Raw genomic sequence first — 14,846 nt, 5'->3', positions numbered from 1 at the left:
ACATTACTGCCGAAACCGGCACTGGCATTCCGCGAAGGGGGCAAAAAATGAATCTAAGACGGCTGAAATACTACGTCAAAATCGTCGATATCGGCAGCCTGACCCAGGCCGCTGAAGTACTGCATATTGCCCAGCCGGCGCTGAGCCAGCAGATAGCTACCCTTGAAGGCGAGCTGAGCCAACAGCTGTTGATTCGCACCAGGCGCGGCGTGACGCCAACGGATGCGGGGAAAATCCTTTATACCCATGCGCGGACGATTTTACGTCAGTGTGAACAGGCGCAGCTGGCCGTCGGAAACGTTGGCCAGACGATGAGCGGCCAGGTATCAATCGGGCTTGCGCCGGGGAGCGCGGCTTCTTCTGTTATCATGCCTCTGCTTCAGGCCGTGCGCGCCGAACTGCCGGACGTGCTGATCTATCTGCATGAAAACAGCGGCTCTGTCCTTAACGACAAGCTGTTAAGCGGCCAGCTTGATATGGCGGTGCTATACGATCGAACGCCGACGGCGGGCATTATTAGCCAGCCGTTACTTAAGGAGGAGCTGTTTCTGGTCGGCACCCGCGACTGCCCGGGGCAGACCATCGAACTTGCCGCGGTAGCCGAAATGAACCTGCTCCTGCCGCGCGACTACAGCGCCGTGCGCAAGCGCGTGGACGAAGCCTTCTCGCAGCGTCGTTTAACCGCGAAAATCATCGGTGAGATCGAATCCGTTTCCACCATGACAGCCGCTGTTGCCAGCGGAATGGGCGTAACGGTGCTGCCGGAGTCCGCCGCTCGTTCGCTGGTCGGAGCCGCTAACGGCTGGATGGCCCGCATTACCAGCCCGTCGCTCAGTTTACCTCTGTCCATTAATCTGTCCGCGCGTTTACCGCTCAACCCGCAATCGCAGGCGGTAAAAGATATTCTTATCTCGCTGGTCACGCAGCCGATGGTGAAAAATCCGGAGCTGATGCTGGTAGGGTAAGGCTGTCTTATTGCTAAAAGGAATAAATTGCTGGTTTTTAGTATTTGTTCTGCAGGCGCCGGGACTTTAACAATAGTGTAAAGACCAGCGATACTTCCGGGGACAAAATGAATTTTCAGCAGCTTAAGATTATCCGCGAGGCGGCGCGGAGGGACTACAATCTCACCGAAGTCGCCAGTATGCTCTTTACCTCGCAGTCAGGCGTCAGCCGCCATATCCGCGAGCTGGAAGAGGAGCTCGGCATTGAGATTTTTATCCGCCGGGGTAAACGCCTGCTGGGCATGACCGAACCGGGCAAAGCGCTGCTGGTGATTGCCGAACGTATTCTTAACGAGGCCAGCAACGTCCGCCGCCTGGCCGATCTGTTTACCAACGACACCAGCGGCGTGCTGACCATCGCCACCACGCATACCCAGGCGCGCTACAGCCTGCCGACGGTTATTAAAGCTTTTCGGGCGCTTTTCCCTGAGGTTCGCCTTGAGCTTATCCAGGGCACGCCGCAGGAAATTGAATCTCTTCTGCACAGCGGCACGGCGGACATTGGTATCGCCAGCGAGCGCCTGAGCAACGATCCCACGCTCGTGGCCTATCCGTGGTTCCGTTGGTATCACAGCCTGCTGGTGCCCGATGGCCATCCGCTGATCCACGCAAACCCCCTGACGCTCGACGGTATCAGCCGCTGGCCGCTTATCACCTATCGACAAGGGATAACAGGCCGTTCGCGTATTGATGAAGCCTTTTCTCGCCGCGGCCTGACGCCGGATGTGGTGCTTAGCGCGCAGGATTCAGACGTGGTGAAAACCTACGTGGAGCTGGGGCTTGGCATCGGTCTGGTGGCCGATCAGGCAAGCGGTGAAGAAAGGGGCCTTGTGCGCCTTGATACGCGGCATCTGTTTGACGCTAACACCGTGTGGCTTGGGCTTAAGCGCGGTCAGCTACAGCGCAATTATGTCTGGCGATTTATTGAATTGTGTAACCCTGAACTCTCCGTAGATGAAATTAAGCGCCTGGCGCTGGAGCCAGACGAAGCGGTTATCGATTTCCAGATTTAGTTGGGCTAATTGTGACGTAAATGGTCGTGCAATGTTAATCGCTTATTAAATGATTAACGGCTGGCGCCCGGAGTATATTTCTGAACGCATATTTAACGCAGAAATATATCCCGGGCGTTTTTGATTTACCGGAAAGGAAAGGGTTGCAAATGTGATCAATATTTCCAAATATCGATCGATTATCGCCAATCAATAGCCGCTAACTATTGATTGTGGTTTTTTACAAATAAAAACCGATCAAATTCATAAAGTTACTCTTCCGCTGTCCGATATCTCCTTAGGCGTTTCGTTGTATCCGCTTTCTTTTTGTTCACCTGAGTAATAACGCAGCGGGTGATGATCTTTTATTGCAAGGAATAAAACACTTGAGGGAGTAGTCATGTCTTTACAAGACGTAAAAATTCGCACTAAATTAACCCTGGCTTTTAGCTTATTTATTGTACTGATGATTTTCACCGCCAGCCTCTCGCTGCTTAGCCTGCACAAAGCAAATAACGGCATGCATGACATCATTACGGAGGATTATCCGACAACGATAAAAGCCAACCAGCTTATTGAAAATTTTCAGGACTTTATTAACGTTCAGCAAATGATGCTGCTCGACGATCGGGGAAAATTTCGCGAGGCGTCCGAAAAGCGGCTGACCGAGCTCAGCGCGCGTATCACCGCCTTGCTCGATGGCCTCAGCAAAGCACAAAACGATGAACGCTCGCGCCGGGTACTCGATGAAATTACCGCGGTACGCAAAGAATATCTGGATTCCCGCTTCCGTATCTTACAGGCCGTGCAGCTTAACGATCGGGCGGCAGCGCTTGAGGAGATGACGACAACCACCCTTCAGATACAGGAAAAATATAAAGCGAAAGTTCAGGCGCTGATCGCAATCCAGAATGAAAGAATGAATATAGCAGGTGCGGAGGTGGCAAAGGATTACCGCGCTAATCGCGCGCTGTTGATCCTGATTACGCTGTTGAGCATTGTTCTGGCGGCGACAGCAGGCTGGCTTATTGTGCGCTCCATTACCCGGCCTTTAGGTCAGGCGGTTGAATTTGCGCAGGCCATTGCCGAAGGCGATTTAACCCGCAGCATTGATATCCATCGCCGGGATGAAACGGGCGTTTTGCTCCATGCGCTGATGGCAATGAAAGTTCGTCTGCAGGAGATTGTGCGCGAGGTGCAACAAGGCTCCGAGAATATTTCTACCGCGGCGGCGCAGATTGTCGCCGGTAACCACGATCTGGCGGCGCGTACCGAGGAGCAGGCCAGCTCCGTTGAAGAGACTGCGGCCTCTATGGAGCAAATCACCGCGACGGTGAAAAATACCTACGATCATACCAACGTTGCCACACAGCTATCTGCTGATACGGCAAGCGTGGTAAAGAAAAACGGGCAGATGATGTCGCAGGTGACCAGTAAAATGCGCCTGATTAACGACACCTCTAACCGCATGTCGGATATTATCAACCTGATTGACTCCATCGCTTTCCAGACCAATATTCTCGCGCTCAATGCCGCCGTAGAAGCGGCGCGGGCCGGCGAGCACGGGCGTGGATTTGCGGTGGTTGCCGGTGAAGTACGCCAGCTTGCGCAAAAAAGCGCTTCGTCTGCCAGCGAGATCCGCAGCCTGATTGAAAATTCAACTTCGCAAACGCGCGAGGGGATGGATCTGGTGCAGACGGCAAATCAGCAAATTACCGGTATGGTCGGTAACGTTGACGAGATGAACGGTATTCTCAGCGAGATCAAACAGGCAAGCCTTGAGCAAACGGAAGGGATTTCACAGATCAATACCGCGATCGGCATGATTGATACCACCACGCAGCAGAACTCCTGTCTGGTGGAGGAGTCCGTAGCGGCGGCGGCTTCGCTTAACGAGCAGGCGCAGCATCTGCGTGAAATGGTGAGAGTATTCCGCTTAGAACAAACGGCTGCCGGCCAATACGCTTAATTAATAAGGCGGGCGAGCGCAAGCTTCGCCCGCCTGTTTGCCTTGTAATACGTGGCACTAATTCTGTTTTACGTCTGGGGCTATAAAATATTGTTAATATTTTCAGGAAATTAACCACGGCGGCAATTTTTGAACGGGACCAGACCGATCCCGTCTTGTTCATATTTAGTTGGCCTGTTCTTTTCCTGCTACCGAATACGTCACCTGCTGGTTGCGCGTCTGCATAAATTCTTCCAGCGATACTCCGCGCATCGCAGCATAAATATCCAGATTTGAACCACCAATCACCGCGCCTAATTTTTCCAGCAGAAAAAAGCTCGCGCCATACTGAATAAGTTTTCGCCAGTCCCGGTCACGCACCATGGCGCACTCTTCTTCGGTCAGGCTGGCTTCGGCAAGCATAACTTCCTGGTCCAGGCGGAAACGCTCACGCGGGCCGGGCTGAATAAGCTGGTGTAAAAAACGATTCAAGCGTAGCGCCTCAAGACTACGCGCCTGGGTAAAGGGATAGGAGCCGCTCAGCTTCTCAATTCCCGCCAGCTGGCTTGCCATCTTCTGCTGGTGACGCTTCGCCGTATCAACCGGCAGGGTTCCTGCCTGATTCTCCAGAATCAACGTCGCGATGCCGGTCATCGACGGCAAATAGTAAGACTGATGCTTCTTCACCACATTAGCGGACAACGCGCCGCGCATCACCAGCCACATGATCTCTTCGGCGCCCTCCACGCCGCTGAGCTCAGCGTATTCGGCGATGGTCAGTTCAGTCAGTTTTTCCGGATCGTTGACGAGCAGCTCCATAAACTGCCGATCCCATTCAACGTTATTAAAGCCGCAGCGTTCGCCATGAACCTGATGCGACAGTCCGCCGGTTGCGACAATCGCCACATTAATATCTTCAGGATAGCTTTCGATGGCGCGACGCAGCGCCTGGCCCAGCTTGTAGCAGCGACGTGCCGACGGAACAGGAAACTGTAATACGCCAACCTGCAACGGGATCACCCGCGTTGGCCATTCCGGTTTAAACGGCATCAGCGCCGAAAGCGGTGAAAACAAGCCGTGATCGAGCGGTTTATCCATAAAAAACGACATATCGAATTCATCGCTCATCAGGCTGGTGCCGATGTGGTGCGACAGCGCGGCATCGCCTTTTACCGGTGGCAAATCGCGTGGGCCGCCGCCTTCATCAGCCACGTGATACTGATGGTCGATACCGAGCGAAAACGCCGAGTAGTGATCGAAGAAAAATGAGGTCACATGATCGTTGAAAATATACACCAGCGCGTCAGGTTTTTTCGCGGCAAGCCACTGCTGCATTGGCGCAAAGTCGTCAAAAATGGGCTCCCAGGCACCTTCTTTTTGTTTATCGTGATCGACGGCAAAGCCGATGGTTGGGGTATGTGAAACGGCCAGGCCGCCAATGATCTTCGCCATAACGGTAACTCCACTTATCGGTTATTTAACGTTTGCGACAGTGCCGGAATTTCACCGAGTCCTGCCCCTTTTATTTTCATGGTCAGTTGAATGTTGCGATGTAAAACAATGCTTACTGCGGCGAGCAGCGCCGGCAGGGCCAGGATAAAGAAGATGGCCGACTGCCCTGGAAACGCCCCCATTAACAGACCGCCCAGGGAGGAGCTCAGAATGGCGCCGATGCGGCCAATGCCGTGCATCCAGCTTACGCCCGTGGCGCGAATTTCCGTCGGATAATAAGCCGGGGAATAAACCTGCAGGCCGTTTTGCGCGCCGTTAATACACATGCCGGTGATAAATATAATGATCCCCAACGCCACGCCGCTCAGGCCGAACAGGCCCTGGGTAATCAGACAGGCGCAGCCAATTAAATACACCACGCCGATAACCCACTTAGCGCGTAGCTTATCCATCAACGCGCCGACGATAATACCGCCCAGCGGCCCGCCCAGCTGGAACAGGCCGGCGATAATCGCGGCTTGCTCCAGTGAAATACCGCCGGAGCGCATGATGGTCGGCAGCCAGCCGTTCAGCAGATAGATAACGAACAGACCCATAAAATAGGTCAGCCAGAGAATGATGGTGCCGCGGGCAAAGCCATGACGGAACAGTTCCGCAATGGTGCTGTTGCGCTTCACGCCGGGAGAATTAAGGATGAAGGCGTTATTGCTGCTAAACTCTCCGCCCATACGATTGAGCAGCGCGGCAATTTGCTCACGCGGCGCCTTGCGTACCACCAGATTGAGCGTTGATTCCGGTAACAGCCAGCTAATAACCGGCAGCATCAACAGCGGCAACGCGCCGCCAAAAATCAATACCGCAGGCCAGTGGTAATGCGCCAGCAGCCCGGCGGCAATAAACCCGCCCAGGCCCGAACCAATATTAAAGCCGCTGAACATTAAGGTTATCATCACCCCTTTACGGCGTTCAGGCATGTACTCTGACAGCAGTGTCACGCAGTTCGGCATTACCGCACCTAAGCCGAGCCCGGCAAGAAAGCGCAGCAGCGCCATCTGCGTAGGCGTGGCAGCAAAAGCGCAGGCGAGGCTGAACGCCGAAAATATCAGCACCGACAGCAAAATGACCCGCTTGCGGCCATAACGATCGGATATCGGCCCGGCGATCAGCGCACCCAGCGCCACGCCGAGCATCGCCGCGCCAAGAATTGACCCCATAGCGGCACGGCTGATGCCCCAGTGCTCAATCAGCGCAGGGGCGATAAAACCCATCACGGCGGCGTCGTAGCCGTCAAACATAATTATCATCAGGCACAGCGCCAGTACGCGCCACTGAAAGGACGAGATGGGCCGGGCATCAATCCACTCTTTTACATTAACCAGGTTGTTTACTGTCATCGGGTACGCTCTCTTCTGTGCCGCCTGCGGCGGCTATCGTTGTGGTGAGAGGAAGGTAACAATCCAGTAACACGTTAAGCGGGGAGGGCGGCAGTGTCTGTCAAAAAAGGCTTTTAGAGGTATGAGTTAGCTTTATATTGTGATGTGTTTAACAAAGTCCTGAGGCAGCGAAAATAGCGACAGTGGGCACTGAAATGGTCCTCTGGCGCTAAATAAATTAAGTTGTTATATGAATTTCTTTTAGGTCGCTTCACTCAACGTTTCACTGATGCAGCGCAGTAAAGCTTTTGCGGCGGGAGAATGCAGCGCGCCCTGACGGAAAGTTAAACCGATTTCACGGCGCGTATCAGGCAAATTAAACAGTAGCGGCGCGATGATGCCGGCGCGTAATTCATAATCCAGCTGATGCGAAGAGACCACCGCCACCATATCTGAATGAAGCAGAAGCCCACGCACTATCGCCAAATCGCCGCTTTCCACCACCGGCTGCGGAGCGCGCATGCTCAGTGCCTGAAATGCACGATCCAGCAGATGGCGCGCGGGCGTGTTATCGCGAGGCAGGATCCACTGCGTCATCGCCAGATCGTCCGGCGTTAGCGGGCGCCCGGCAAGGGGATGCTGCGGCCGCGCCAGTAAAATAAGCTCCTCATCGAACAAGATCTGATTATGAATATCCGGCACCGCGTCGTTCTGACGCAAAGCGCCAAGGATAAAATCAATATCACCGGCGCGCAGTTCCGTCACCAGCGCGCTAAAGGCGCTCTCATTGGTCACCACTTTGACGCCGGGATGACGCGCCACCAGCTGAGCCATCGCCTGAGGCAGCAAACTGCTGCGACACAGCGGCAGCGCGCCCACATGCACGGTGCCGGTCAATACGCCTTGCTGCGCCGCAAGATCTTCAGGTATATGGCGAATCTCGTTCAGCGAGCGGCTGATGAACGGTGCCATTTCACGTCCGGCAGGCGTAGGCATCATGCCTTTCGGCGTGCGCTGAAACAGCGTTAATCCAGCTCCTTTTTCCAGCACTTTTAACGCCGCGCTTACCGCCGGCTGGCTGATACCCAGCGAATTTGCCACGCTTTGCGTGTGATGAAGCCGATACAGCGCCAGGAAAATTTGCAGGCGTCGCAGGTTAAAAAGCCAGACAGGCTCTGCCTCTTCGCGCCTGCTGTTGTGCTGTTTCAATTTACCAAGCAGCGGCGGAATGAGATGGAGTTCCTGTATGGCGCGCCTGGCGCGCGGCAGAACGCATTTACCCATTTCCGTCAGCATCATGCCGCTCGCGTGACGTTCAAACAGCGGCGTGGCTAAAGTGTGTTCAAGATCACGGATTGAACGAGTGATCGCCGACTGGGTTCGAAATAATTTTTCCGCTGCTTCCGATACGGTACCGCGTTCAGCAATCATGCAGAAAGCTCTTATTTGCATGATTTTTAAATGGAATGCTTCAGGTGGTTTTTTCATGCTATCCACAGGCGATTGGGATGGTGAATCACAACATAAATAAAATTCATAGCTGAAGCAATGAAAGGCATTATTCGCGGCGCATGCCGCATGTCAGGATAAAAAAAACAGCAAAACGCAGGATGACATGATGGAAAAGAATGCAAAAAAGAGTGCCTTGGTAGTCAGCGCACATTCCGCAGATTTTGTCTGGCGAGCGGGCGGCGCTATTGCTTTACACGCCGCACAAGGTTACGACGTGCATGTGGTGTGCCTTTCCTACGGCGAACGCGGCGAGTCGGCTAAGTTATGGCGCAAAGGTAATATGACCGAAACTCTCGTGAAGCAGCACCGGCAGAAGGAAGCCGAAGCCGCGGCGGAAATTCTCGGCGCCAGCATTGAGTTCTTCGATCTCGGCGACTATCCGCTGCGTGCCGACAAAGAGACGCTGTTCCGCCTTGCTGACGTGTTCCGCAAAGTGCAGCCGCACTTCGTGCTGACCCATTCAGTAACGGATCCGTATAACTATGATCATCCGCTGGCAGCTAACCTGACCCAGGAAGCGCGTATCATCGCTCAGGCCGAAGGTTACCGTCCTGGTGAAACCATCATCGGCGCGCCGCCGGTATATTGCTTTGAGCCACACCAGCCGGAGCAGTGCGGCTGGAGGCCGGACGTATTGCTGGATATTACCGCGGTGTGGGATAAAAAATACGCTGCTATCCAGTGCATGGCCGGGCAGGAACATCTGTGGGAATACTATACGCGCGTTGCCTTACAGCGCGGTGTTCAGGCCAAGCGTAACGTCGGCATCGCCTCGGCAAAAGCTATCAGCCACGGCGAAGGTTATCAAAGTCTGTTCCCTCGCGTGACGGAGGATCTTGCATGAGCCTGGTAAATAAAAAAGGCGTTGTGGTGAGAAATATTGCGCGTGTCGATGACCAGCAGATTGCCCGCTTCGCCAGATATGGTGTGGCAACGGTACATGAAGCGCAGGGACGTACTGGTTTGCTTGACGTTCGTGTGCGCCCGGTTCAGCAAAATCGAGCCATCGCTGGCAGCGCCGTTACCGTACTGGTAACGCCGGGTGATAACTGGATGTTTCACGTTGCGGTGGAACAGTGTCAACCTGGTGATGTCTTGCTTGTGGCTCCAACTTCAGATTGCCATGACGGCTTTTTTGGCGATTTGCTGGCGACCTCGTTAAAAGCGCGGGGCGTGATTGCTCTGGTAGGCGATATAGGTATCCGGGACAGCCAGACGCTGCGTGATATGGATTTTCCTGTCTGGTCGCGGGCCGTGTATGCGCAGGGGACGATAAAAGAAACGCTGGGTTCGGTAAACGTGCCGGTGATCTGCGCCGGACAGCTGGTTAATCCGGGGGACATCGTGGTAGCCGACGATGACGGCGTGGTCATCGTGCCACGTGAACAGGCTGCGACGGTGGATGCCGCCGCGCAAAAACGCGTCGCGGCTGAAGAAGGAAAACGTCAGCGACTCGCGGCCGGAGAGCTGGGGCTGGACATTTACCAGATGCGGCCAAAGTTAGCTGAAAAAGGGCTACGCTACGTTGATTCTCTTAATGAACTGAAGAATATCTGACGATGAAACAGACCTTTCTCCCCTGCGTGCTGATGCGCGGCGGCACTTCTAAAGCCGCCTGTTTTCTGGCGGCGCATCTGCCCGCTGATAAAGCCACTCGCGATCGCGTGCTGCTGGCGGTAATGGGGTCGCCCGATACTCGCCAGATTGACGGCATCGGCGGTGCCGATCCGCTGACCAGCAAAGTTGCGATTATTTCAACCTCAACGCGCCCGGACGCGGACGTTGATTACCTGTTCGCTCAGGTTAACGTGAATAAAGCGGCGGTGGATTACGGGCAAAACTGCGGCAACATTCTTGCCGCCGTCGGGCCTTTTGCGATCGAGAAAGGGCTGGTGGCGGTGCAGGGCGCGGTGACGCGGGTGCGTATTTTTATGGTAAACACCGGTCAAATAGCCGAAGCGCAAATTGCCACGCCTGACGGCGCGGTGGAATACGAAGGCGACGCGCATATTGATGGCGTGCCGGGCTTTGCCGCTGAGCAGGTACTTAGCTTTCAAAACATTGCCGGCTCAAGCTGTGGCGCGTTATTGCCGACCGGCAACGCGCGGGACAGCTTTGACGGAATCGACGTTACCTGTATCGATAACGGTATGCCGGTGGTGCTGATAAGGGCCGCCGATCTGCAACGCAGCGGGCTGGAAACGCGTGAACAGTTAGATAACGATGAAGAGCTTAAAGCGCGGCTGGAGTCCATTCGTTTACAGGCAGGCGCACGGATGAACCTTGGCGATGTAAGGCAGCGTACCGTTCCGAAAATGACACTGATTGCCGCACCGACGCAGAACGGCGCTATCGCCACCCGCACCTTTATTCCACACCGCTGTCATGCGTCGATTGGCGTGTTGGGCGCGGTGAGCGTGGCGACAGCCTGTCTGACCCCCGGTTCGGTAGCAGAAGATCTGGCAAATATCAGCGCGGCTCGCGTGCAGCGGCTGTCGGTGGAGCATCCCTCCGGCGAGTTCGGCGTAATGCTGACGCGTGATACGGCAGGCAGGGTTATCAATAGCGGGCTAATTCGTACTGCACGCCTGCTGTTTGAGGGGCGAGTGGCGATACCAGGTTCACTGTGGTCAGGCAACTAAGGAGAGCACAATGACGCGCATTGCGATTGTAGGTTTTGGCGAGGCCGGACAAATTTATGCCGGAGATTTAGCTGGCAGGGCCGATATAAAAGTATGGGACAAAAAGTTTCTCGGTAGGCAAGCGGAGCATTTACGCGGGCTGGCTGTGCAGATCGGTGTGCAGCCAGCCAGCTCTTTGGCTGACGCGCTTGAAGGCTCAAGCCTGGTGCTATCGCTGGTGACAGCATCCAGCGCGCTGGAAGTAGCGGAGCAGGCTGCTTCCCTGCTCTGTCAGGGCCAGATTTTCCTGGATTTTAATTCCGTTGCGCCTGAAACAAAGCGTACAGCCGCAAAAGCGCTGGCCGCTGGTGCAGGAGATTATCTGGATGTCGCGGTAATGGCGCCGGTGCCGCCGAAACGACTTGGTACGCCGCTGCTGATCGGTGGGACTGCCGCAAACAGCGTTACGCAAACATTATGTACGCTGGGCTGTAACGCACGCGCTGCCAGCGAGAAGGTGGGCGACGTGTCGGCGATCAAAATGTGTCGCAGCGTGATGATTAAAGGGCTGGAAGCGTTAACCACCGAATGCCTTAGCGCGGCGCGGCAGTACGGCGTGGAAGATGCCGTTTTGGCCTCCCTGCATGCCAGTTTTCCGTCGCTGGGATGGGACGATCAACTGCCGCATTACCTCATCAGCCGTGTCGCTGAACATGGCGTCAGGCGTGCGGAAGAGATGGGCGAAGTGGTGAAAACCTTACAGGATGCAGGCGTGAAAGCGGTAATGAGTCATGCGACACAGCTTGTACAGGCGGAATTGCCAGCCAGGATAGCCGGGCACGGCATGGGCTATGGCGATTTGACGCCGTTCGTCTGGCAGGATGCGCTGGACAGGCTGAAGTAAATCCGCAAGGGAAGGCCTGCAGGGGTTTTCTCGCGTAGCGTATAAAGCAAAAAGCCCGCTTAAGTTTCCTTAAGCGGGCTTTTTAAATATGGCTCCTCTGACTGGACTCGAACCAGTGACATACGGATTAACAGTCCGCCGTTCTACCGACTGAACTACAGAGGAATCGTGTGAACGAGGCGAATAGTAGCCTCACGCTTAAAAAGAGTCAATGATAAAAATAACGCCTTGATTCAAATGAGCAAATTAAAATCAACTTGTTGAATTAATGCGCCGTTTTACCCTCAGTGCTCGTAGTTTTCGCTCCTGTGCAAACGCTGGAGCGGATCCTGGCCATAGAACATGCGAAATCGCTGATAAAGGGAGGGGAAGCGCGGCGCAAACAGCTCTGGCGCGCTGAAGAAATATTCTGAAAGCACCGCGAAGCATTCCGCAGGTTCGGTCGCCGCGTAGGCATCGATACTGGCGGCGTTTTCACCCACCAGATCGATCTCGTCCTGAATGATATTCATGGCGGCATGCAGATCGTGCTCCCATGCTGCAACGTCCCGCAGGGCGATCAGCGGCACGCCGCTTGCGCGATCGCCATTGCGCATATCAAGCTTATGGGCGACCTCATGGATAATCAGGTTGAAACCCGAGGCGTCAAAGGAGTCTTGTACATCCAGCCAGTTCAGCACCACAGGCCCTTGCTGCCAGCTTTGCCCTGACTGCACGCTGCGCTGGTTGTGTACCAGGCCGATCTCATCCTGCCACTCATCGTCCACGACAAAAGGAGCCGGGTAGATAAGTATCTCATGGAAACCATCCAGCCATTCCAGGCCAAGCTCCATCACGGGAAGGCAGAACAGCAGCGCGATACGGGCGCTCTTCAGATCGTCCAGTTCGAAACCCTGCAGGGGGACCAGCCGTTTTTGCTGTAAAAAACGATCGGCGAGACGGAGCAACTTTTGTTGTTCAACAGGGGTGAGCGCTGCCAGCACGGGAATAGCTAAGGCCTGCTCCCACGGTAAGGCTGAGACAGTGGATGCATCACTTACTTTCCAGGGCCACCTAATCATATTTCTTGCTCGCAAAGTCATTATTTGAACAGAACATATCGGGGAGATTTCTGCCGAGCCATTATTCAAGCACTTAATGAAAATCACTTCAACGACAGGGGTCACAAGTGAGCCGAACCCGCACAATTATTTACGCTGGTCGTTTTTAAACCGCTATTCTTCATCGCTTACGGGCTTCAGGCAAAAATCAGCTTTCTGGCAGTTGATTTGCAATAAAGATGTGATAAAAATCACATTGTAAGGACGGCAACACCGCCGTCATCCCCACGCTTTTGAGTTGAGATAGCTATGTCGAACGTTAAGGATGCGAAACCAGCCCGCACGTCGGGAGGGAAAATTGCCCTGTGGTTATTCTATGGATTCTGCCTGTATATTGTCTGGGCGATGCTGCGATATTTCTGGGTAGTCAGTCGCGTCACCGGCGGGGAAATGGGCTCATTAGGCGGAAAATTGCTGGGGGCGTTAATGGGATTGCTGGTGCTGGGGTCGGCGGCCGCGGTGCTTGGCTGGGTTGCCTGGTATACGCGCCCGCGCGGTGATTTGCATCGGGAATAAAATGCTGGTCGCCGGGGCCTGCGCTTGTACAGGTACGGAGTGTGACAACGAAACGAGGAGCACGTATGCCGATAGCCCGTTGGCAAGCGCGATTTGAGCAGTATCTGCACGATCACTGGCTGCAGGATGATAAAGCCCATGATGTTGCGCATTTTCGCCGCGTCTGGAAAACGGCGCAGCGGATTATGGAAGGAACGCAAGCCAGTCGTTTAGTGGTGCTTGCCGCCTGTTATTTTCATGACATCGTCAATCTGCCCAAAAACCACCCGCAGCGGCATCTGGCCTCTGCTCAGGCCGCGCTTGAAACGTTACGCATCCTCGATGTCCACTTTCCAGACTTTCCACATGAGATGCGTGACGCGGTGGCCCACGCTGTTCACGCCCATAGCTTTAGCGCGGGCGTAGCGCCGCAAACGCTGGAAGCCAGAGTTGTCCAGGATGCCGATCGGCTTGAGTCGCTGGGCGCAATTGGCCTTGCTCGCGTGTTTTACGTCTCCGGCGCGCTGGGAAGAGCGCTGTTTGATAGCGAAGATCCGCTTGCCAGACAGCGTGAGTTAGACGACGCCAGCTATGCGCTCGACCATTTTCAGCAAAAGCTGCTAAAACTACCCCGTTTGATGCAAACCGACGCGGGACGGGAGCTGGCGCGCCACAATGTCGATTTTCTGGTGCATTACATGGCAAAGCTTTGTGCTGAACTAAAGGGGGAATACCATCACCTCGACGACGACGTGATTGAGCAATTATCCCCCCTGCGCTAAGGGCGCTGCCGTAAACGGCTAACAAGCTGACGTTGATGATAGCCCGCCAGAAAGATCGTTGTGGTCAGCGCGCCCAGCAGGGCGCAAAACATATCCGACTGGGTATCCCACGGATCGCCCTGGGTGTCGAGGAAAAGGTCAGCGCCCTGGCCCATAGCCAGCGCCGCCCACCATTCGATCAGCTCATAAACGGCGCTGATCGCCAGCGCAATGCAGCACACCACGAACCCGAGCATTTTGCGACCGCGCACGTACCGGCCCCGAATAAGGATTTCTCTGGCTGCCAGCGCCGGCACCAGCCCCTGAAAAAAGTGACCGAGTTTATCGTAAGGATTACGGCTCAGTCCAAGCCAGGCCTGCACGTCAAAACCGACTGGCACTTTGGCGTAGGTGTACTGACCGCCAACCATCAGGATAATGGCGTGAAAAAATATCAGCGTATACAGCAGCGGCGTTAACGGATAGCGCGCATGCGTGACCCACAGTAAAGGAACTATGATCAGCACCGGCGTGACTTCCATCAGCCAGGTTATTTTGTCCCCGGCATGGATACCGGTCCAGGCGAGGATCGCCAGCAAAACCAGCGCGGCGCTTTTTAAGAGGGGAAATGTCATAGGTTTTTCACATATTGCCAAAACCATCACTATCTGCCGGATACGGTAG

The 14,846-nt window shown here is 54.7% G+C and carries 14 protein-coding genes and 1 tRNA gene; 9 read left to right on the top strand and 6 right to left on the bottom strand.

Annotated features, from left to right (window positions below):
* Positions 1-47 precede the first annotated feature (47 nt).
* The 3 genes from nac to WLO31_RS12705 all read left to right on the top strand — a co-directional run bounded on the left by nac (position 48) and on the right by WLO31_RS12705 (position 3,965).
* Entirely contained in the window at positions 48-965 is a 918-nt protein-coding gene (nac, locus tag WLO31_RS12715; protein ID WP_435926968.1) for a nitrogen assimilation transcriptional regulator NAC, read from the top strand.
* A gap of 107 nt (positions 966-1,072) precedes the next feature.
* Entirely contained in the window at positions 1,073-2,017 is a 945-nt protein-coding gene (gene cbl, locus WLO31_RS12710; protein WP_435926966.1) for an HTH-type transcriptional regulator Cbl, read from the top strand.
* Between the two features lie 379 nt (positions 2,018-2,396).
* A complete protein-coding gene (locus WLO31_RS12705) occupies positions 2,397-3,965 on the top strand; it encodes a methyl-accepting chemotaxis protein (RefSeq protein ID WP_435926965.1) in 1,569 nt (522 codons plus the stop codon).
* A gap of 165 nt (positions 3,966-4,130) precedes the next feature.
* On the opposite strand, the gene WLO31_RS12700 is transcribed toward WLO31_RS12705, so the two are convergent.
* From WLO31_RS12700 to WLO31_RS12690, 3 genes are all read right to left on the bottom strand, one after another.
* Entirely contained in the window at positions 4,131-5,396 is a 1,266-nt protein-coding gene (locus tag WLO31_RS12700; RefSeq protein ID WP_435926964.1) for a gallate dioxygenase, read from the bottom strand.
* A 14-nt stretch (positions 5,397-5,410) separates the two neighbouring features.
* The gene (locus tag WLO31_RS12695) at positions 5,411-6,790 is read right to left on the bottom strand and encodes an MFS transporter (RefSeq protein ID WP_435926963.1); all 1,380 of its coding nucleotides are present in this window, start codon (positions 6,788-6,790) and stop codon (positions 5,411-5,413) included.
* Positions 6,791-7,030: 240 nt separating this feature from the next.
* Positions 7,031-8,257 carry a LysR family transcriptional regulator gene (locus WLO31_RS12690; protein ID WP_435926961.1) on the bottom strand — a complete coding sequence of 409 codons (1,227 nt, stop codon included), beginning with the start codon at positions 8,255-8,257 and terminating at the stop codon, positions 7,031-7,033.
* A 127-nt stretch (positions 8,258-8,384) separates the two neighbouring features.
* On the opposite strand from WLO31_RS12690, the gene galB reads away from it, so the two are divergent.
* Genes galB through WLO31_RS12670 form a run of 4 tightly spaced genes read left to right on the top strand, consistent with a single transcriptional unit; the run spans position 8,385 to position 11,806 of the window.
* Positions 8,385-9,125: a 4-oxalmesaconate hydratase gene (gene galB / locus WLO31_RS12685; protein ID WP_435926960.1), complete on the top strand. Its 741-nt coding sequence runs from the start codon at positions 8,385-8,387 to the stop codon at positions 9,123-9,125.
* Positions 9,122-9,838 carry a 4-carboxy-4-hydroxy-2-oxoadipate aldolase/oxaloacetate decarboxylase gene (locus tag WLO31_RS12680; RefSeq protein WP_435926959.1) on the top strand — a complete coding sequence of 239 codons (717 nt, stop codon included), beginning with the start codon at positions 9,122-9,124 and terminating at the stop codon, positions 9,836-9,838. The genes galB and WLO31_RS12680 overlap by 4 nt, the downstream gene beginning before the upstream one ends.
* Before the next feature lie 2 nt (positions 9,839-9,840).
* Positions 9,841-10,923, top strand: a complete 1,083-nt coding sequence (locus tag WLO31_RS12675; RefSeq protein ID WP_435926958.1) for a 4-oxalomesaconate tautomerase — start codon at positions 9,841-9,843, stop codon at positions 10,921-10,923.
* Between the two features lie 10 nt (positions 10,924-10,933).
* Entirely contained in the window at positions 10,934-11,806 is an 873-nt protein-coding gene (locus WLO31_RS12670; RefSeq protein WP_435926957.1) for a DUF1932 domain-containing protein, read from the top strand.
* An 89-nt stretch (positions 11,807-11,895) separates the two neighbouring features.
* Here the strand turns inward: WLO31_RS12670 and WLO31_RS12665 are convergent.
* Both WLO31_RS12665 and mtfA read right to left on the bottom strand, forming a co-directional pair.
* Positions 11,896-11,971, bottom strand: a tRNA-Asn gene (locus WLO31_RS12665).
* 119 nt (positions 11,972-12,090) lie between these two features.
* On the bottom strand, positions 12,091-12,867 hold the full coding sequence (gene mtfA / locus WLO31_RS12660; protein ID WP_435926956.1) for a DgsA anti-repressor MtfA: 777 nt from the start codon (positions 12,865-12,867) through the stop codon (positions 12,091-12,093).
* A gap of 288 nt (positions 12,868-13,155) precedes the next feature.
* On the opposite strand from mtfA, the gene drpB reads away from it, so the two are divergent.
* Together drpB and WLO31_RS12650 are read left to right on the top strand one after the other, a co-directional pair.
* A complete protein-coding gene (drpB, locus tag WLO31_RS12655) occupies positions 13,156-13,422 on the top strand; it encodes a cell division protein DrpB (RefSeq protein ID WP_435926955.1) in 267 nt (88 codons plus the stop codon).
* 65 nt (positions 13,423-13,487) lie between these two features.
* Positions 13,488-14,183 carry a phosphohydrolase gene (locus WLO31_RS12650; RefSeq protein ID WP_435926954.1) on the top strand — a complete coding sequence of 232 codons (696 nt, stop codon included), beginning with the start codon at positions 13,488-13,490 and terminating at the stop codon, positions 14,181-14,183.
* On the opposite strand, the gene WLO31_RS12645 is transcribed toward WLO31_RS12650, so the two are convergent.
* The gene (locus tag WLO31_RS12645; RefSeq protein WP_435926953.1) at positions 14,180-14,797 is read right to left on the bottom strand and encodes a DUF2238 domain-containing protein; all 618 of its coding nucleotides are present in this window, start codon (positions 14,795-14,797) and stop codon (positions 14,180-14,182) included. The two genes, WLO31_RS12650 and WLO31_RS12645, sit on opposite strands and share 4 nt — an antisense overlap.
* Between the last annotated feature and the right edge of the window lie 49 nt (positions 14,798-14,846).

Source organism: Dryocola sharpae (assembly GCF_051307055.1).
Classification (GTDB): domain Bacteria; phylum Pseudomonadota; class Gammaproteobacteria; order Enterobacterales; family Enterobacteriaceae; genus Dryocola.
Note: the sequence above shows the minus strand (reverse complement) of the source record. Positions and strands in the feature narration are given on the sequence as shown.

What these genes read in the sequence shown, in the direction of transcription:
- drpB (WP_435926955.1), top strand. Translation starts at nt 13,156, where the DNA reads ATGTCGAACGTTAAGGATGCGAAACCAGCCCGCACGTCGGGAGGGAAA.
- WLO31_RS12680 (WP_435926959.1), top strand. Translation starts at nt 9,122, where the DNA reads ATGAGCCTGGTAAATAAAAAAGGCGTTGTGGTGAGAAATATTGCGCGT.
- mtfA (WP_435926956.1), bottom strand. Translation starts at nt 12,867, where the DNA reads ATGATTAGGTGGCCCTGGAAAGTAAGTGATGCATCCACTGTCTCAGCC.
- WLO31_RS12675 (WP_435926958.1), top strand. Translation starts at nt 9,841, where the DNA reads ATGAAACAGACCTTTCTCCCCTGCGTGCTGATGCGCGGCGGCACTTCT.
- WLO31_RS12670 (WP_435926957.1), top strand. Translation starts at nt 10,934, where the DNA reads ATGACGCGCATTGCGATTGTAGGTTTTGGCGAGGCCGGACAAATTTAT.
- WLO31_RS12690 (WP_435926961.1), bottom strand. Translation starts at nt 8,257, where the DNA reads ATGAAAAAACCACCTGAAGCATTCCATTTAAAAATCATGCAAATAAGA.
- WLO31_RS12700 (WP_435926964.1), bottom strand. Translation starts at nt 5,396, where the DNA reads ATGGCGAAGATCATTGGCGGCCTGGCCGTTTCACATACCCCAACCATC.
- nac (WP_435926968.1), top strand. Translation starts at nt 48, where the DNA reads ATGAATCTAAGACGGCTGAAATACTACGTCAAAATCGTCGATATCGGC.
- cbl (WP_435926966.1), top strand. Translation starts at nt 1,073, where the DNA reads ATGAATTTTCAGCAGCTTAAGATTATCCGCGAGGCGGCGCGGAGGGAC.
- galB (WP_435926960.1), top strand. Translation starts at nt 8,385, where the DNA reads ATGATGGAAAAGAATGCAAAAAAGAGTGCCTTGGTAGTCAGCGCACAT.
- WLO31_RS12645 (WP_435926953.1), bottom strand. Translation starts at nt 14,797, where the DNA reads ATGACATTTCCCCTCTTAAAAAGCGCCGCGCTGGTTTTGCTGGCGATC.
- WLO31_RS12695 (WP_435926963.1), bottom strand. Translation starts at nt 6,790, where the DNA reads ATGACAGTAAACAACCTGGTTAATGTAAAAGAGTGGATTGATGCCCGG.
- WLO31_RS12705 (WP_435926965.1), top strand. Translation starts at nt 2,397, where the DNA reads ATGTCTTTACAAGACGTAAAAATTCGCACTAAATTAACCCTGGCTTTT.
- WLO31_RS12650 (WP_435926954.1), top strand. Translation starts at nt 13,488, where the DNA reads ATGCCGATAGCCCGTTGGCAAGCGCGATTTGAGCAGTATCTGCACGAT.